The sequence below is a fragment of the Lysobacter sp. CC-YZS074 genome (assembly GCF_056739745.1).
The window spans coordinates 2,438,582-2,455,507 of record NZ_CP200301.1 but is presented as its reverse complement, the minus strand read 5'-3'; the positions used below and the strand labels follow the sequence as shown (position 1 = coordinate 2,455,507).

Annotated in this window: 15 protein-coding genes; 4 read left to right on the top strand and 11 right to left on the bottom strand. The window is 70.0% G+C overall.

The features are described from left to right. Positions 1 to 29: 29 nt before the first annotated feature. Entirely contained in the window at positions 30 to 1,520 is a 1,491-nt protein-coding gene (locus U8331_RS11080; protein WP_481132961.1) for a M20 family metallopeptidase, read from the bottom strand. 219 nt (positions 1,521 to 1,739) lie between these two features. On the opposite strand from U8331_RS11080, the gene U8331_RS11075 reads away from it, so the two are divergent. Both U8331_RS11075 and U8331_RS11070 read left to right on the top strand, forming a co-directional pair. Beyond that, complete coding sequence (locus tag U8331_RS11075; RefSeq protein WP_481131089.1) at positions 1,740 to 2,051, top strand: ComEA family DNA-binding protein; 312 nt, start codon at positions 1,740 to 1,742, stop codon at positions 2,049 to 2,051. Between the two features lie 211 nt (positions 2,052 to 2,262). Beyond that, positions 2,263 to 2,850, top strand: coding sequence for a HutD/Ves family protein (locus tag U8331_RS11070; RefSeq protein WP_481131088.1), 588 nt, complete (start codon positions 2,263 to 2,265; stop codon positions 2,848 to 2,850). Positions 2,851 to 2,856: 6 nt separating this feature from the next. Here the strand turns inward: U8331_RS11070 and U8331_RS11065 are convergent, their stop codons facing one another. The 10 genes from U8331_RS11065 to U8331_RS11020 all read right to left on the bottom strand — a co-directional run bounded on the left by U8331_RS11065 (position 2,857) and on the right by U8331_RS11020 (position 15,204). Beyond that, entirely contained in the window at positions 2,857 to 5,403 is a 2,547-nt protein-coding gene (locus U8331_RS11065; RefSeq protein ID WP_481131087.1) for a PepSY domain-containing protein, read from the bottom strand. 88 nt (positions 5,404 to 5,491) lie between these two features. Next, positions 5,492 to 6,184 carry a Fe2+-dependent dioxygenase gene (locus U8331_RS11060; protein ID WP_481131086.1) on the bottom strand — a complete coding sequence of 231 codons (693 nt, stop codon included), beginning with the start codon at positions 6,182 to 6,184 and terminating at the stop codon, positions 5,492 to 5,494. An 85-nt stretch (positions 6,185 to 6,269) separates the two neighbouring features. Beyond that, complete coding sequence (locus U8331_RS11055; RefSeq protein WP_481131085.1) at positions 6,270 to 8,591, bottom strand: catecholate siderophore receptor Fiu; 2,322 nt, start codon at positions 8,589 to 8,591, stop codon at positions 6,270 to 6,272. Between the two features lie 235 nt (positions 8,592 to 8,826). Beyond that, entirely contained in the window at positions 8,827 to 9,147 is a 321-nt protein-coding gene (locus tag U8331_RS11050; protein WP_481131084.1) for a non-heme iron oxygenase ferredoxin subunit, read from the bottom strand. 70 nt (positions 9,148 to 9,217) lie between these two features. Next, positions 9,218 to 9,763, bottom strand: a complete 546-nt coding sequence (locus U8331_RS11045) for a GNAT family N-acetyltransferase (protein ID WP_481131083.1) — start codon at positions 9,761 to 9,763, stop codon at positions 9,218 to 9,220. A 15-nt stretch (positions 9,764 to 9,778) separates the two neighbouring features. After that, positions 9,779 to 11,023 carry a cysteine desulfurase gene (locus U8331_RS11040; RefSeq protein WP_481131082.1) on the bottom strand — a complete coding sequence of 415 codons (1,245 nt, stop codon included), beginning with the start codon at positions 11,021 to 11,023 and terminating at the stop codon, positions 9,779 to 9,781. Further along, positions 11,020 to 12,327, bottom strand: coding sequence for a Fe-S cluster assembly protein SufD (sufD, locus tag U8331_RS11035; RefSeq protein ID WP_481131081.1), 1,308 nt, complete (start codon positions 12,325 to 12,327; stop codon positions 11,020 to 11,022). The genes U8331_RS11040 and sufD overlap by 4 nt, the downstream gene beginning before the upstream one ends. Next, positions 12,327 to 13,091, bottom strand: coding sequence for a Fe-S cluster assembly ATPase SufC (gene sufC, locus U8331_RS11030; RefSeq protein ID WP_481131080.1), 765 nt, complete (start codon positions 13,089 to 13,091; stop codon positions 12,327 to 12,329). Before sufC ends, sufD begins: the two co-directional genes overlap by 1 nt. Before the next feature lie 136 nt (positions 13,092 to 13,227). Beyond that, entirely contained in the window at positions 13,228 to 14,715 is a 1,488-nt protein-coding gene (sufB, locus tag U8331_RS11025) for a Fe-S cluster assembly protein SufB (protein ID WP_481131079.1), read from the bottom strand. Between the two features lie 18 nt (positions 14,716 to 14,733). Next, positions 14,734 to 15,204, bottom strand: coding sequence for an SUF system Fe-S cluster assembly regulator (locus U8331_RS11020; RefSeq protein WP_481131078.1), 471 nt, complete (start codon positions 15,202 to 15,204; stop codon positions 14,734 to 14,736). Positions 15,205 to 15,334: 130 nt separating this feature from the next. Here U8331_RS11020 and U8331_RS11015 point away from each other — a divergent pair, with 130 nt between their 5' ends. Further along, the gene (locus tag U8331_RS11015) at positions 15,335 to 15,814 is read left to right on the top strand and encodes an SET domain-containing protein (protein WP_481131077.1); all 480 of its coding nucleotides are present in this window, start codon (positions 15,335 to 15,337) and stop codon (positions 15,812 to 15,814) included. Positions 15,815 to 16,017: 203 nt separating this feature from the next. Then, a complete protein-coding gene (locus U8331_RS11010; protein ID WP_481131076.1) occupies positions 16,018 to 16,818 on the top strand; it encodes a 3-hydroxybutyrate dehydrogenase in 801 nt (266 codons plus the stop codon). Positions 16,819 to 16,926: the final 108 nt, after the last annotated feature.

The window sequence follows — 16,926 nt, the reverse complement described above, 5'->3', positions numbered from 1 at the left end:
GTGTCGTTTGACGTTCAATCGCGGACGGCTCAGCAGCAGCCGTGCTCGCCGCGCTCCTGCGTGCTGGCCGCGGCCGCCACGCCGGTGGTCTCGCCGCGCGCGCTGGCGCGGTGGTGGTCGGCGATGACGTGGGCGACGCAGGCGGTGACGCGCTTGCCCATCGGGATGTGCAGGAACTCGTTGGGGCCGTGCGCGTTGGAATGCGGGCCGAGCACGCCGGTGATCATGAACTGCGCGCCCGGGAACTTCTCGCCGAGCATGCCCATGAACGGGATCGAGCCGCCTTCGCCCATGTACATTGCCGGCTTGCCGTAGAACGCCTGGCTGGCATCCTCGATCGCGCGGTTGAGCCACGGCGACTGCGCCGGGGCATTCCAGCCGCTGGAGGACTTCTCCAGCTCCAGCGCGACATGCGCGCCATTGGGCGGGTCGCGCAGCAGCACGTCCTTCAGCAGCTCACCGGCCTTCTTGCCGTCCAGCGTCGGCGGCAGGCGCAGCGACAGCTTCACCGCGGTGTGCGGGCGCAGCACGTTGCCGGCCGAGTCCAGCGGCGGCATGCCGTCGATACCGGTCACCGACAGCGCCGGGCGCCAGGTGCGGTTGAGCACCAGCTCGGCGAGGTCGTCGTTCATCGGGGTCATGCCGTCGAGCAGCGGGAATTTGTCGAACACCGCTTCGCCGAGCACGCCGGCCGCGCGCCGCGCCTGTTCCAGCCGCTCGGCCGGGACCTCGACGTGCAGGCCCTCGACCAGGATGCGGCCGCTGGTCTCGTCCTCCAGCCGCGACAGCAGCTGGCGCAGCAGGCGGAAGCTCGACGGCACCACGCCGGACGCATCGCCCGAGTGCACGCCCTCGTCGAGCACCTTGACGGTGAAATTGCCGCCGGCCAGCCCGCGCAGCGAGGTGGTGCACCACAACTGGTCGTAGTTGCCGCAGCCCGAATCGAGGCAGACCACCAGCGACGGCTTGCCGATGCGGTCGGCGAGGTGGTCGACGTAGGCCGGCAGGTCGTAGCTGCCGGATTCCTCGCAGGCCTCGATCAGGATCACGCAGCGCGAATGCGGCAGGCCCTGCTCCTGCAGCGCCATGATCGAGGTCAGCGAACCGTAGATCGCGTAGCCGTCGTCGGCGCCGCCGCGGCCGTACAGGCGGTCACCCTTGATCACCGGCTTCCACGGGCCGAGGTCGTCGTCCCAGCCGGTCATCTCCGGCTGCTTGTCGAGGTGGCCGTACAGCAGCACGCAGTCGTCATTGCTGCCACCGTTGGCGGCCGGGATGTCGAGGAAGATCAGGGGCGTGCGGCCTTCCAGCCGGACCACCTCGACCTGCATCCCTTCGATCCGCTGCGCCTTCGCCCAGCCTTCCATCAGCGCGACGGCCTGGTCCATGTAGCCGTGCTCGACCCACCTGGTGTCGAACATCGGCGACTTGTTGGGGATGCGGATGTATTCCGCGAGCTGCGGGACGATCTCGTCGTCCCACTTGGAGCCCACGAAGCGCTCGATTCGGGCGTGGTCGATCTTGTTGGCTTCCATGGTCCGGCCTCGTCTTGCAAAGAGGCCAATTGTAGCGCCGGCGGCCGTGTAGGACTTTTCCTACAGCGGCATGCGGCGGGTTCCGGGCGTCCGGCGGCCGGTAAGGCGATGGGGCCGCGCCGCGGCGGCGGGGAGACTGTCTCCACCGGCCAGGGACGCCGGCTGGACCGTCCTCGTCACGCCACTCACCGGAAGGAGCCCGTCATGAAGTCCATCAACACCGTAGCCATCCTCGCCAAGTCGCTGCTGCTGTCTCTGCTGCTCGCCGGCTCGGCGCTTGCCGCCGAGAAGGTCAACATCAACACCGCCGACGCGGCCACCCTCGACCAGGTGCTGCTCAACGTCGGGCCGGCCAAGGCCCGCGCGATCGTCGACTACCGCGAGGCCAACGGCGCGTTCCGCAGCGCCGAGCAGCTGGCGCTGGTCAAGGGCATCGGCCTGGCCACCATCGAGAAGAACCGCGATCGCATCGTGGTCGGCGCCGCCAAGGCGAGTGCCGCCAGCGCCAAGCGCTGACGCATGGGCAAGCGCGGGCAGGACGCCCGCAGGAGATCAGGGGGAGCCCTGGACACGGATGTGCGCCGCCCGCCGCGGAAGGAACCGCGGCGGGCGGCACTCTTTTGGGGCATGCGCGGTCCCGGCCGGAGCTCGTTGGCCCCGACCCTCGCCGTGCAGGGGCGGGTGCCCGGTCGCTAGACTGGCGCGCCCCGCCATGCCCGGTATCGCCATGTCCGGTTCCCGCGTCATTCCCGCCAACGAATACCGTCGCGAACGCTGGCGCAACCAGCTGGGCTGGACCCGCGAGATCTGTCGTACGGGCAGCGGCGATGACTGGGACTGGCGGCTGTCGATCGCGGAGATCGAGCAGGATGCCGCGTTCTCCAGCTTCCCCGGCGTGGACCGCGAGCTGGTACTGCTGTCGGGCAACGGCCTGCGCCTGCGATTCGACGACGGCGAGGCGGTGGAACTGCACCCGCCGCACGACCGTCACCGGTTCGCCGGCGAACGCGCGCTCACCGGTGAGCTGCTGGACGGCCCGACCCACGACTTCAACCTCATGTGGCGCCGCGACCGCGTCACCGCCGAGCTCTGGCACCGGCCGCTGGCCGGACCGATGGTGATCTTCGCCGAGCCGCATTCGGTCTGGGCGGTACACCTGATGGCCGGCCAGGCGCGGTTCGCCGACGCCTCCGGCCTGCCGGCGCTCGAATCGGGCGATACCGCGATCCTCGCCGCCGGGCCGGAGCGCCTGCGCCACGTGCTGGACGGCGGTGGCGAGGCGCTCCTGATCAGGCTGGCGGCGCGGTCGCCCTAGCGGCGCTCAATACACGTCGCGACGGTAGCGGCCCTCGGCCGCCATCGCTTCCAGTGCGTCGCGGCCGACGATGTCGGCCAGCACCGCGTCGACCCCCGGTGCCATCCCCTCCAGGCTGCCGCAGACGTACACCGCGGCGCCGGCGTCGAACCACCGCCGGACCTCCTCGGCGGCTTCGGCCAGCACGTGCTGGACGTAGCGGCGCCCGGGCTGGTCGCGCGAGAACACCAGGTCCAGCCGGCGCAGGTGGCCGTCGCGCTGCCAGGCCTGCAGTTCCGCGGTGTGGAACCCGTCGTGGGCCGCGCTGCGCTCGCCGAACAGCAGCCAGTTGCGGTCGTGGCCGGCGGCGATGCGGGCCTTCAGCACCGCCCGCAGGCCCGCCAGCCCGGTGCCGTTGCCGACCAGCAGCAGCGGCCGCGCGTCGGCGGGCGGATGGAACGACGGGTTGCTGCGGATGCGCACGTCGATGGCGTCGCCGACCGCCGCGGTCGAGGTGAGCCAGCCGCTGCCACTGCCGGGGCGGCCGTCCGGGTGGGTCATCCGCCGGATCAGCAACTGCAGGCTGCCGTCCGAGGGCAGCGAGGCGATGGAGTATTCGCGGTGCGGCAGCGGCTTGAGGACGTCGGCCACCGCCTGCGCCGATTGCCAGCGTGCCGGCATCGGGTCGGGCAACTGCGAACGCGCCAGCATGGCGTCGAGCGCCTGCTCGCTGTCGCCGGCGGACACGGTTTCGTTCCCGTCCAGACCGGCCGCCGCCAACCAGGCGTCGACGTCGGCCGGCGCATGGCGCGGACCGATCTCGGCGATGTCGCCCGCCTCCCAGTGGAGGTCGCCGGGATCCACCGGCACCAGGGCGAGGTGGAAGGCCGGCCCGCCCGCGCTGCCGGGATTGAGCAGGCGCCGCTCGGCCAGGCGCCACTCGCGGTATTCGGGGGCACGCCAGTCCGGTGCCCCGGTGTGCCCGGTGAGCTGGCCGAGGTGGTGCTGCCAGTGGCGCAGCGCGGCCGGGTCGCCGCCGTCGACGTCAACCCGGTCGAACAGCGGCTGCGCGCCGGCGTGGTGGAGCTGCTGGTCGAGTGCGCGCCCGAAGCCGCAGAAATGTTCGCCGTAGTCGCGGTCGCCCAGGGCGAGCACGCCATAGCGCAGCCCGCCCAGTCCCGGCGGGTGGTCGCGCAGCCGCCGCGCGAACGCCCGCGCCGGGTCGGGAGCTTCCCCGTCGCCGAAGGTCGACACCACGAACAGTGCCCGCGGGTACGCGGCCAGCCGCTCCGGGGCCAGCGTGCCCAGCGCGTGGACCTCGGCCGCGCAGCCGGCGTCGCGCAGCATCGCCGCGGTCTTCCAGGCGAGCCCTTCGGCGGTGCCGGTCTGGCTCGCGTGGGCGACCAGGACCGGGCCGGCACCATCCGCGCTGGCCACGGCCGGGCGTGCCTGCGCCTCGCGCGCCAGCTGGCGGGCGGCGCGCTGGCCGCGGCGGCGGTCGAGGTAGAGCATCCAGCCGGTGATCGCGAACAGCGGCATCAGCAGGCTGGTGAGCATGAAGATGACCACGCCGCCGAGGCCGAAGAAGCTGCCGCGGTGCAGGGCGAACATGCTGGCGCCGATCTTCTGCCGCCAGCTGCCGTCGTCGTAGCGCTCGTGCGCCGCCGGAGCGAGGGTCCAGCGGTCGAGGCTGAGCGTGTTGCGCGCGCGCTCGTGGGCGGGATCGGCGTCGAGGTAGCGGAACTCCAGTGGGCCGTCGCCCCTGGGCCAGCCGAGCGTGGCACTGCTCCACGCGGGCGCCGCCGCGGTGAAGGCGCGCCAGGCGGCGTCCACGTCCAGCGCCGGGGGCTCGCCGCGGTCGGCCGCTTCGACCCGCGCCGTCTTCTCCTGCGCGCCGCCCTCGGCCCAGCGGTTGACCGCGTCGCGGTACCAGTCGTAGGACCACCACAACCCGGTCAGCGACATCACCAGATAGGTGACGAGGACCCAGGTGCCGACGATCGAGTGCAGGTGCCAGAGGAAGTTGCGGCCCTTCTGCCGCCAGTCCAACGCGAACCACGTTCTCAGGCTGCCCCAGCGCCGCGGCCAGCGCAGGTACAGGCCGGAAAGGCAGAAGAACACCAGGATCACCGTCGAGGCCCCGACGATCTGCTTGCCGATGTCGTCGGCCACCAGCCAGCGGTGCAGCTGCATCGTGGTGCGGAAGAAACCCTGGTGGCGCGGTTCGGGCAGCACCTCGCCGGTATACGGGTCGACATGGCGCCGCTCGCCGCGACGGCCGCCGTCCTTCGGCGCGAAGCCGACCATGGCCGCGTCGCGCGGATCGGACGACAGTTCAAGCGAGGTGATCGCCTCGCCCGGCCGCTGCTCGCCCACGCGCTCGACCAGCGCCGAGGGCGCGAGGGCCGCGCCGCGCGGCTCCACCGTCATCACGCCCGGGTTGAGCGCCTTGAGGATCTCGTCCTCGAAACTGAGGATGCCGCCGGTCACCCCGACCAGCGCGAGCACGATGCCCGCGGTGATGCCGAAGAACCAGTGCAGCTGGAAGATCGCGTTGCGGAAGGTGGTGGTCATGGCTGTCGGGGATCCACTTCAACGATGTACGGGTTGCGGGTGCGCGTCGCTGCGGCGGCGGGGAAGGGTGGCGTGCCGCCAGCGCCGCTCAGGTCTCGGCCCAGCGCCGCAGCAGGTTGTGGTACACGCCGGTCAGCCGCAGCACGGCTTCGGCGTCCGCGCCGGTCCGGGTGAGCGCCTGGATGGCGCCGTCCAGCTCGTACAGCATCTGGCGCCGGCCATCATCGCGGACCAGGCTCTGCACCCAGAAAAACGCCGCCACCCGCGCGCCGCGGGTAACCGGCGCGACCCGGTGCAGGCTGCTGGAGGGATAGACGATGAGGTCGCCGGCCGCCAGCTTGACCTCGTGTTCGCCGTAGGTGTCATGGATGACGAGCTCGCCGCCGTCGTAGTCCTCGGGCGCGGAGAGGAAGAGCGTGCAGGACACGTCGGTGCGCAGGTGGGTCGCGGCGCCGTCTGCCGGCGGGGCCAGTGCCATCACCGAACCGTCGACGTGGAACCCGTATTCGCCGCCGCCCTCGTAACGGTTGAAGCGTGGCGGCAGCGTGCGCGCGGGCAGCACCGCCGAGAAGTACTGCGGGTTGCCGGCCAGCGCCGAGAGCACCTCCGCCCCCAGCTGCCGCCGCACCGGGGAATCCTCCGGCAGCTGCAGGTTGCGCTTGACCCTTGCGCCCTGCGGACCGACGGTCTGCCGGCCGTCGGTCCAGTCGGCGGCACCGAGCGCCTGGCCGAACCGGGCCAGTTGCGCGTCGTCCAGGATCCCGGGGATGTGCAGCAGCATGGTGCGTCCTCTCGATGCGCGGACGCCTTCCCGGGGGAAGGCGTCCTTGTTGCCTGGGTCTTCCGGAGGGTGCCGGCGATGCCGGTCAGAAGCGGAAACTGGCGGTCAGCATGGCCGAACGCGGTGCGCCGGGGGTGTAGCGGTAGCCGCTCTTGTTGATGGCCGCCACGTACTCCTCGTCGAGCAGGTTGTAGAGGTTCAACCGCAGCTCGAACTGTTCGCTGAACGCGTAGCTGGCGACCGCGTCGACCACCCAGTAATCCTCGGTGTAGGCCGGGGTGCCGACCGCACCGTCGTTGCCGCGCTTGAGCTCGCCGGAGTAGCGTGCGCCGCCGCCCACGGTCAGGCCGAAGGGGAACTGGTAGGTGGTCCAGGCGGTGAACGCGTGCTCGGGCGTGTAGGCCAGGTCGGTGGAGCCGTCGACCGAGACCGTCGGGCCCTCGACCACTTCGGTGTCCATCGTGGTGAACCCGGTCGAGATCATCCAGGCATCGGTGATCCGGCCTACCGCGCTCAGCTCCACCCCGCGCACGCGCTTGCGGCCGGTCTGGTAGTAGAGCTGGTCGATCGGGTCCTGCACGATCTCGTTGGTGATCTCGGTGTCGTAGGCGGCGGCGGTCAGCAGCAGGGCGTCGCCGGCGAGTTCCCACTTGGTGCCGATTTCGGCGGTCCTGGCCTTCTGCGGGTCGAACGCGGGGTTGTTGGCGCTGTTGGCGCTGTCGCTCAGCTCGAGGCTGGCGCCGCCCGGAGGCTGCTGGGAGATCGCGTAGTTGGCGTAGATGCTGCCGTTGCGGGCCGGCTTGAACAGCACGCCAAGCTTCCAGTTGAACAGGGTGTCGGAGGTGTCGTCATCGACGCCCGGCACGATCGAACCTTCCGGTTCGCCGCCGCAGTCCGGGCCGCGGCGTCCGCCGCACGGCACCAGGCTGCTGTACTCGGTGGTGTAGTGGTCGAGCCGGATGCCGCCGTTGAGCTGCCAGCGTTCATTGAAGGTGACCGTGTCGAACGCGTAGATCGCGGCGGTGTCGGTGCGGCCGTCGCCGCGTGCGCCGGTGTGTCCACGCACCAGGCCGGTCACCGCGGGGTCGGGCTGGTAGAGGTCGGCCGCCGGCCAGGCGGTGCCGTCCAGCGCGGCCACGCCGAGCGACTGCAGCTCCTCGCGGGTCAGCTCCAGTCCGGTGCTGAGGTCGTGCTGCACACCGCCGGCTTCGAACGAAGCGACCAGGCTGGTCTGGTTGGTGAGGATCTCGTTGCGCTGGTCCTTGAAGGTCGGCAGGTTGCGGGTGATCGTCCAGGTCGAGGGGTCGGCCAGGTCCGGAGTCACCAGGTTGCCGGCACCGCCCATGAACGCGGTCAGCATGTAGTCCTGCCGGGTGCGGCCCCAGCGGGTGGTGTTGGTCAGGCGCGCGTCGGCGCCGAAGTCGTGTTCGACGCGCACGGTCGCCATGTCAGCGGTCACATCGTCGAAGTCCGACAGCGTGCCGTAGAAGTTCTCCGGGTCGACCTGCGGAGCGGTGCCGATCTCCGGGCGCGCCGGGTCCGGCGAGGTGTAGCCCGGCAGGCCGATGGTGGGCACGCCGCCGTCGGGGAGGTTCTCCTGCTGCACGTGCAGGAAGTCGAGGTAGACCCGGGTCGCGGTGTCGAGCCCGAAGCCCAGGGACGGAGCGACGCCCCAGCGCTTGTTCTCGACCACGTCGCGCGCCGGCACGCCGCCGTCCTGGGCGAGCAGGTTGAGGCGGAACGCCGCGCCCTGGCCGAACGTCCGGTTCCAGTCGGCGGTAAGGCGGGCCTGGTCGGCGCTGCCATAGGACGCCATGGCCGACGTGCTGTCGCGCAGGAACGGACGCTTGGTCACCAGGTTGATCGCGCCGGTCGGCGCGGTGCGGCCGTTGTCGGTGCCGGCCGGGCCCTTGGCGACTTCGATCTGTTCGATGTTGAACACGTCGCGCGAGATCGAGCCGAGGTCGCGCACGCCGTCCACGAAGATGCTGCCGGAGGTGTCGAAGCCGCGCAGGTAGACCGCGTCGCCAGTGGTGGTGTTGCCGTTCTCGCCGACATAGAAGGTGCTCACGCCGGGGCTGTTGCGTAGCGCCTCGGTGAGAGTGGTGGCGCCCTGCTCGTTGAACAGGTCGCTGCCGATGACGTTGATGGTGCGGGTGGTGTCGACCAGCGGCTGGGTGAACTTGGGGGAAGTCAGCTCGCCGGAGTAGCGCTTGATCTTCTTGCCTTCGACGTTGATGCGATCCAGCGTGGTGGCCTGCGCCTCGGCGGCGGGACCGCCGGTGCTCTGCGCGGCGGCTGCCAGCGGCGCGCCGAGGGCGAGGCCGGTCAGCAGCGATGCGGTGGTGAGCGAGCGCGCCGACGATGCGCGGACAACAGGGTGCTTGCGGCTCTTGATCTGGGCCATTTCCTTGCCTTTCAGGGGAGTGGGGTTCGCCCGCTCGCGGGCGGGTGGCGTTGTCCACTGCGTGGCGTGCCGTCCCTGGCGGAACCGCACTGGCTACGTCACAACGTGGTGGCGAATGTTAAACGCAATTAAGAATGATTCGCAACAGTATTTGTTGCGCATCCGCGCAGGCGCTGCGAACAGACAGAAAAGGAGGATCGAAGACGCTTGCGGCGAAAAGAGGCCGCGGAGCGGGTCAGCGGTCGTCGCGGGTCCAGACCACGCCATCCTCGACCTTGACCGGGAATCGCACCGCCGGCTCGTAGGCCGGGGCGCACAGGGCGCGGCCATCACGCACGTCGAACTTCGCCCCGTGCAGCACGCATTCGATGGTGGCGTCCTCGCCATCGAAGTGGCCGGCCGACAGTTCGAAGTCCTCGTGCGAGCAGCGATCCTCGAGCGCGTAGAAATCGCCGTCGTAGTTGCAGACCAGGATTGGCGTGTCGCCATCCCAGGCGACGGTCGATTCGCCGGGCAGCAGTTCGGCGGTGGTGCAGACGCGGGTCCAGTCGGTCATGGGAGTGTCCGGCTCTTGCAGGAGCGGCTTCAGCCGCGATCAGTGCCTGGGGCGGGCAGATGACTCCAGGTCACGCTTCGGCCCACGCGCCCGGCAAAGCCTTCTCCAGCACCGCGAAACGCAGATCGTCACGCAGCGGCAGGCCGAAGCGCGGATCGGTGGCAGGGAAGGGTCTGGTCTCGCCGGTGCGCCGATAGCCGCGGCGCTCGTACCAGTCGATCAGTTCGGTGCGCAGGTCGATCACCGTCATCCGCATCAGTGGCAGGCGCCAGTCGGCGGCGGCGATGCGCTCGGCCTCGGCGAGGATCGTCCGGCCCAGTCCGCCGCCCTGCAGCTCGGGCCGCACCGCGAACATGCCGAAATAGCCGGCGCCGTCCTCCTCGGCGACGTGGGCGCAGCCCAGCAGCGCGCCGTCGCACTCGGCCAGCAGGATGCGGCTGCGCGGGCGGGCGATGTCGGCCAGCAGCACCTCGGGGACGATCCGGTTGCCGTCGAGCAGGTCGGCCTCGGTGGTCCAGCCGGCGCGGCTGGCCTCGCCGCGGTAGGCCGAGGTGACCAGCGTGACGAGGGCCGGGACGTCGGCGGCGGTGGCGTGGCGGAAGGTCGGGTCGGGCATGGGGTGTCGGGCGTGTCAGAGCAGCAGCTTGCGGACCTTGCCCAGCGCAGCGATGAAGGCGTCGACCTCCTCGAAGGTGTTGTAGAACGCGAACGAGGCGCGGCAGGTCGCGGGCACGCCGAAGTGCTGCATCAGCGGGTGCGCACAGTGGTGGCCGGAGCGCACCGCGACGCCTTCGAGGTCGAGCAGGGTGGCGAGGTCGTGCGCGTGCGCGCCTTCGATCAGGAAGCTGATCACCGCCGCCTTCTCGCGCGCGCGGCCGAAGATGCGCACGCCGTCGGTTTCGTCGAGTCGCCTGGTCGCGTACGCCAGCAGCTCCTGCTCGCGCGCCTCGATGTGGGCCATGCCGATCGCCGACAGGTAGTCGACCGCGGCACCAAGGCCGATGAAGCCGGCGATGTTGGGGGTGCCGGCCTCGAACTTGTGCGGGGCATCGTTAAAGATCGTGCCGTCGAAGCGCACCTGCTTGATCATCTCGCCGCCGCCGAGGAACGGCGGCATCGCATCGAGGTGCTCGCGCCGTGCCCACAGCGCACCGGTGCCGGTCGGGCCGGCCATCTTGTGGCCGGTGATCGCGTAGAAGTCGCAGCCGATGGCGGCCACGTCCAGCGGCCGGTGCGGCGCCGCCTGCGAGCCGTCGACCACGGTAACGATGCCGCGCCTGCGCGCCTGCCGGCAGATCTCGCGCACCGGGTTGACCGTGCCGAGTACGTTGGAGACGTGCGCGACCGCCAGCAGCTTCACCTCGGGCGTCAGCAGCGAATACAGCTGGTCGAGGTCGAGGTCGCCGCGTTCGTCGATGTCGGCGACCTTGATGGTCGCGCCGGTGCGCTCGGCGACGAGCTGCCACGGCACGATGTTGGCGTGGTGCTCCATCCGCGTGACCACGATCGCGTCGCCGGCCTTCAGCCGCGGCAGCGCCCAGCTGTAGGCGACCAGGTTGATCGCGAAGGTGGTGCCACTGCACAGCACCAGCTCGTCGCCGCGGACGTTGAGGAACCTGGCCAGCTTCGCGCGCGCGCCCTCGTAGGCTTCGGTCGCCTCGCTGCCGAGTGCGTGCACGGCGCGGCTGACGTTGGCGTTGTGGTGGCGGAAGAAGTCGTCGACCGCGTCGATCACCTGCGCCGGCTTCTGCCCGGTGTTGGCCGAATCCAGGTACACCAGCGGCTTGCCGTGCACCTGGCGCTTCAGCACCGGGAAATCCTCGCGGATGCGCGCCCAGTCGATGGCGTCGGCGGCGATCGCGGCTTCGTGGTTCATGCGTCCACCATCCCGGCGGCGACCGAGCGCGCCAGCGAAGCGTCGAGCCGGGCGCCGACCGCGTCGCGCACGACGTCGTCCTCGATCACCGACAGCGTCTCGCGGCAGAACGCGGCGGTCAGCAACGCGCGGGCGCGATCGGCCGGGATACCGCGCGAGCGCAGGTAGAACATCGCGGTCGGGTCGAGCTGGCCGACCGTCGCACCGTGCGCGGCCTGCACCTCGTCGGCGTGGATCACCAGCACCGGCTGGGTGTCGACCTCGGCGCCGGCACTGAGCAGCAGGTTCTTGTTGGACAGGTTGGCGTTGGTGCCGTCGGCGCCCTCGCGGATCAGGATGCCGCCGTGGAACACCGCCTTCGCACGGTCGGCGCCGATGCCGCGCCAGGTCAGCTCGCACGCGGTGTCGCGCGCGGCGTGGTCGACGCCGAGGCGGGTGTCGAGATGGCGCTTGCCATCGGCCAGCAGCACGCCATTGGCATGCAGGCGCGCATTGTCGCCCTGCAGGGTGACGTTGAGTTCGTGCCGTGACAGCGCGGCGCCGAGTTCGAGGTCGAGCCGGCGGTACTCGGCGTTGCGCGCCAGCACCGCGTCGGTGCGGTGGAGCAGGGTGGCGCCGGTCGACTCGTCCTGCACCCGGCCGTGCAGCAGGCGCGCGTCGCGGCCGAGGTGCACGTGCATCAGCGAGTTGCCGAGGTGGCGGTGGTCACCGGTCGAGAGCTGGTGCTCGACCACGCGCAGCTCGGCGCCGGCCTTGAGCTCTATCAGGTGGCGCAGGTGCCAGGCGAGGTCGCCATCCGCCGGCACGCCCACGAACACGAGATGGATGGGCTGCTGCGCGCGGACGCCGGCGTCCGCGCGCAGCACCACGCCCTCGTCGGCGAGCGCGGCGTTGACCCGGGCGAACACCTCGTCGGCGCGCTCGAAGCGGCGGGCGAGGAAGTTGGCGCCGCGCTCGTCGTCGTCGTGCAGCAACCGCGACAGCGGCTGCAGCGTGACGCCCTCGGGCAGGCCGCCGAGGTCGGAACGCGCGGCATCGAAGCGGCCGTTGGCGAACACGATCCGCGGTGCCGGGATAGCGTCCAGCGCGGCGGCGTCGAACGCCGGCGCGGCCTCGGCGCGGGCAAAGCTGCGGCGCTCCAGCGCCCGCAGCGGGGTGTACTTCCATGCCTCCACGCGCGCATGCGGCAGGCCGTCGCGCAGGGCGGCGTCGAGCGCCTCGCGGCGCGCGTTGCCGAGCCCGGCGGCGTCGCGCACCGCGATCGTGTCCAGGGTGGACGCCAGCGAGTCGAGCAGGGCGCTCATCAGGCGGCGGCCTCCGGCGTCATGCGGTCCTTGAGCCACTCGTAGCCGTGTTCTTCGAGCTGCAGGGCCAGTTCGGGCCCGCCGCTCTCGACGATGCGGCCATCGGCGAGCACGTGCACCACGTCCGGCTTGATGTAGTCGAGCAGGCGCTGGTAGTGGGTAATCACCAGGAACATGCGCTCGGATGAGCGCAGCGCGTTGACGCCTTCGGCGACCGTCTTGAGCGCGTCGATGTCGAGGCCGGAGTCGGTCTCGTCGAGGATCGCCAGCTTCGGTTCCAGCAGCGCCAGCTGGAAGATCTCGTTGCGTTTCTTCTCGCCGCCGCTGAAGCCCTCGTTGACACCGCGGTGCAGCAGCTCGTCCTTCAGGTGCAGCACGGCGAGCTTCTCGCGCACCAGCTTGAGGAACTGCATCGAATCGAGCTCGGCCTCGCCACGCGCCTTGCGCTGCGCGTTGAGCGCGGTGCGCAGGAAGTAGGTGTTGTTCACGCCCGGAATCTCGACCGGATACTGGAACGCGAGGAACACGCCGGTCGCGGCGCGCTCCTCCGGCTCCAGCGCCAGCAGGTCCCGGCCGTTGAAGGTGATCGAGCCTTCGGTGACTTCGTAGCCCTCGCGCCCGGCGATGATGTTGCCCAGCGTCGACTTGCCGGCGCCGTTGGGGCCCATGATCGCGTGCACCTGGCCGGGCTGCAGCTCGAGCGTGAGGCCCTTGAGGATCTGCTTGCCGGCGACGCTGGCGTGGAGGTTTTCGATCTTCAGCATGGTGGTGTTCCCGTGTCCCGCAAGCGGGTGGAATGTTGGGTTCTCTTGTAGGAGCGACGTGAGTCGCGACCCGCCGAACCTTGGTGTCGATGTACAGGTCGCGACTCACGTCGCTCCTGCATGGCCTGGCCCCGGTCTAGCCGACCGAGCCCTCGAGGCTCACTTCCAGCAGCTTCTTGGCTTCGACCGCGAACTCCATCGGCAGCTCGCGGAAGACCTGCTTGCAGAAGCCGTCGACGATCATCGACACCGCGTCCTCCTCGCCGATGCCGCGCGAGCGGCAGTAGAACAGCTGGTCATCGCTGATCTTGGAGGTGGTCGCCTCGTGCTCGACGGTCGCAGTCGGGTTCTTCACCTCGATGTAGGGGAAGGTGTGGGCGCCGCACTTCTTGCCGATCAACAGCGAGTCGCACTGGGTGTAGTTGCGCGCGCCCTCCGCGCCTGCGGCCACCTTGACCAGCCCGCGGTAGGTGTTCTGCCCGCGGCCGGCGCTGATGCCCTTGCTGATGATCTTGCTCTTGGTGCGCTTGCCGACGTGGATCATCTTGGTGCCGGTATCGGCCTGCTGGCGGTGGTGGGTCAGCGCGACGGAGTGGAACTCGCCGGTGGAGTCGTCGCCGATCAGCACGCAGCTCGGATACTTCCAGGTGATCGCCGAACCGGTCTCGACCTGGGTCCAGTGGATCCTGCTGCGCGCGCCGCGGCACTCGCCGCGCTTGGTCACGAAGTTGTAGATGCCGCCGACGCCGTTCTCATCGCCGGGGTACCAGTTCTGCACGGTCGAGTACTTGATGTCGGCGTCTTCCAGCGCGACCAGCTCGACCACCGCCGCGTGGAGCTGATTCTCGTCGCGCATCGGCGCGGTGCAGCCTTCCAGGTACGAGACCTGCGCGCGGTCCTCGCAGATGATCAGGGTGCGCTCGAACTGGCCGGTGTGGCCGGCGTTGATGCGGAAGTAGGTGCTCAGCTCCATCGGGCAACGCACGCCCTCGGGGATGAACACGAAACTACCGTCGGAGAACACCGCCGAGTTGAGCGCGGCGAAGTAGTTGTCGCCGACCGGGACCACGCTGCCGAGGTATTTCTTCACCAGCTCCGGATGGTCCTTGATGGCCTCCGACATCGAGCAGAAGATGATGCCTTTCTCGGCCAACTCCTTGCGGAAGGTGGTGCCGACGGACACCGAATCGAACACCGCGTCGACCGCGACGCCGGCGAGCTTGGCGCGCTCGTGCAGCGGGACGCCGAGCTTGTCGTAGGTGTCGAGCAGCTCCTGCGGCACCTCGTCGAGCGATTTGTACTTCGGGCCCTTCGGCGCGGAGTAGTAGCTCAGCGCCTGCAGGTCGATCGGGGCGATCTCGAGCTTGGCCCAGTCGGGCATCGGCATGGTCAGGAAGTGCCGGTACGCGGCCAACCGCCATTCGGTCATCCACTCGGGCTCGTCCTTCTTGGCCGAAAGCGCGCGGATGGTGTCTTCGTCCAACCCGGGCGGCAGGCTGTCGGACTCGATGTCGGTGACGAAGCCGGCGTCGTACTTGCGGCCGAGCTGGGCGTGGATTTCCCGGTTGGCGCCGTCTTCGGCGACGGCGGTGTCGGGTCGGGTATCGGTGAGCTGGGTGGCCATCTGGCTGCCTGTCATTCGTTAAGCGTTCGCCAGGCGCAGGTCGATGCGCCGGGAGGGAAGGGCGGGGGTGTCCGGCGGCGCGGGCGGCACGCCGTCGATCATCTGGGCGAGGCTGACGTTGCGCAGTGCATCGACCACGACGTCGTTGATCCGGCGCCAGTTGGCGCGCACGCCGCACTGGTCCTCGATGGTGCAGTTGCCTTCGTGGATGCTGCACTCGGTCATCGCGAGCGGGCCTTCCATCGCCTCGACCACCTCGACCAGGCTGATCGAGGCCGGCGCCCGGGCGAGCCGGTAGCCGCCATTGGCGCCGCGGAAACCGTCCACCAGACCGGCCTGGGCCAGCGGCTTGAGCAGCTTGCTGACCGTCGGGGCCTCCAGCCCGGCGCGCTCGGCCAGCTCGGACGCGCTCAGCACGGCCTCGGGATCGGCGGCGAGCACGGTCAGGACGACGGTCGCGTAGTCGGTGAGCTTGGTGACCCGGAGCATGGTCTCGGCCTCAATTCGTACCGGAATTGTACGGATTGTCGGCGCCCAGGCCAAGCGCCCGATTGGCCGGCGGTGATGCCGGCGCGGCGGCTTGCGGCACAATCGGGGTTTCGCCCGCTGGGACAACCGCATGCCGCGCAAGATCGTCGCCCGTCGCTCCGCCATCCACGGCAACGGCGTATTCGCCCTCGAACCCATCAGCAAGGGCGAGCGCATCATCGAGTACAAGGGCCGGCGCCGGACCCACGCCGACGTGGATGCCGGCGACACCGGCGATGCCGAGTCCGGCCACACCTTCCTGTTCACCCTGAACGACGAGTACGTGATCGACGCCAACTACGAAGGCGGCGTCGCGCGCTGGATCAACCACAGTTGCGCGCCCAACTGCGAGGCGGTGCTGGAGGAGCACGACGGCGACGACCGCCGCCGGGACCGGGTGTTTATCGAAGCGACCCGCAACATCAAGCCGGGCGAGGAGCTGGCCTACAACTACGGCATCACCCTCGCCGAGGCGCACACGCCGCGGATGAAGAAGATCTGGGAATGCCGCTGCGGGGCGAAGGACTGCACCGGCACGATGCTGCAGCCGAAGCGCAAGAAGAAGGACTGAGGCGTCCGGCCCGGGCATTTGTAGGAGCGGCTTCAGCCGCGATCGGATCGCCGTCCGCTCGCGCCGGCTTCCGATCGCGGCTGAAGCCGCTCTTATAGTGGGGCAGGCGCCCTGCCCATTGGACGAAAGCACCACGCCCGGCCGCGGGGCGCCGTCACCTCCGCTCGCTACCATGGGCGTCATCGCATCCACGGAGCCCGCGCATGTCCCCGATCAAAGGCAAGGTCGCCCTCGTCACCGGCGCGGCCAGCGGCATCGGCAGGGAAATCGCGTTCGAGCTGTCGCGCGCCGGCGCGGCGGTTGCGGTCGCCGACATCAATCTTGAAGGCGCCCGCGCCGTCGCCGCCGAGATCGGGCAGGCCGGTGGCCGCGCCATCGGCGTGGCCATGGACGTCACCGACGAGGCCGCGGTCATCGCCGGCACCGGACAGGTGGTCGAGGCGCTGGGGCCGGTCGACATCCTCGTCTCCAACGCCGGCATCCAGATCGTCAACCCGATCGAGAACTACAGCTACGCCGACTGGAAGAAGATGCTGGCGATCCACCTCGACGGCGCCTTCCTGACCACGAAGGTGGCGCTGCCGCACATGTACGCGGTGGGCGAGGACGGCAGGCCGCGCGGCGGTACGGTCATCTACATGGGCTCGGTGCACTCGCACCAGGCCAGCAAGCTCAAGTCCGCCTACGTCACCGCCAAGCACGGCCTGCTCGGCCTGTCACGCACGCTGGCGAAGGAGGGCGGCGAGCGCGGCGTGCGCAGCCACGTGGTCTGCCCGGGCTTCGTGCGCACGCCGCTGGTCGACAGGCAGATTCCGGAACAGTCGAAGGAGCTGGGGATCAGCGAGGACGCGGTGATCCGCAACGTGATGCTCGGGCAGACTGTCGATGGCATCTTCACCACGGTCGAGGATGTCGCGCAGACGGTGCGGTTCCTGTGCGAGTTCCCGAGCGCCGCGCTGACCGGGCAGAGCTTCATCGTCAGCCACGGGTGGCATATGCAGTAGCCCCCGGCGGCGGATCTTGGGCTGCGGCCGCCGCCCGGAGCGGCCGTAGGAGCGACGTGAGTCGCGACCCACTGACAATCATTCCGCTCGATCCACGCGTGGGTGCGT

Bases quoted from the DNA above. Each gene is read 5' to 3' on its own strand.
- U8331_RS11075 (WP_481131089.1), top strand. From the start codon at position 1,740: ATGAAGTCCATCAACACCGTAGCCATCCTCGCCAAGTCGCTGCTGCTG.
- U8331_RS11070 (WP_481131088.1), top strand. From the start codon at position 2,263: ATGTCCGGTTCCCGCGTCATTCCCGCCAACGAATACCGTCGCGAACGC.
- U8331_RS11065 (WP_481131087.1), bottom strand. From the start codon at position 5,403: ATGACCACCACCTTCCGCAACGCGATCTTCCAGCTGCACTGGTTCTTC.
- U8331_RS11060 (WP_481131086.1), bottom strand. From the start codon at position 6,184: ATGCTGCTGCACATCCCCGGGATCCTGGACGACGCGCAACTGGCCCGG.
- U8331_RS11055 (WP_481131085.1), bottom strand. From the start codon at position 8,591: ATGGCCCAGATCAAGAGCCGCAAGCACCCTGTTGTCCGCGCATCGTCG.
- U8331_RS11050 (WP_481131084.1), bottom strand. From the start codon at position 9,147: ATGACCGACTGGACCCGCGTCTGCACCACCGCCGAACTGCTGCCCGGC.
- U8331_RS11045 (WP_481131083.1), bottom strand. From the start codon at position 9,763: ATGCCCGACCCGACCTTCCGCCACGCCACCGCCGCCGACGTCCCGGCC.
- U8331_RS11040 (WP_481131082.1), bottom strand. From the start codon at position 11,023: ATGAACCACGAAGCCGCGATCGCCGCCGACGCCATCGACTGGGCGCGC.
- sufD (WP_481131081.1), bottom strand. From the start codon at position 12,327: ATGAGCGCCCTGCTCGACTCGCTGGCGTCCACCCTGGACACGATCGCG.
- sufC (WP_481131080.1), bottom strand. From the start codon at position 13,091: ATGCTGAAGATCGAAAACCTCCACGCCAGCGTCGCCGGCAAGCAGATC.
- sufB (WP_481131079.1), bottom strand. From the start codon at position 14,715: ATGGCCACCCAGCTCACCGATACCCGACCCGACACCGCCGTCGCCGAA.
- U8331_RS11020 (WP_481131078.1), bottom strand. From the start codon at position 15,204: ATGCTCCGGGTCACCAAGCTCACCGACTACGCGACCGTCGTCCTGACC.
- U8331_RS11015 (WP_481131077.1), top strand. From the start codon at position 15,335: ATGCCGCGCAAGATCGTCGCCCGTCGCTCCGCCATCCACGGCAACGGC.
- U8331_RS11010 (WP_481131076.1), top strand. From the start codon at position 16,018: ATGTCCCCGATCAAAGGCAAGGTCGCCCTCGTCACCGGCGCGGCCAGC.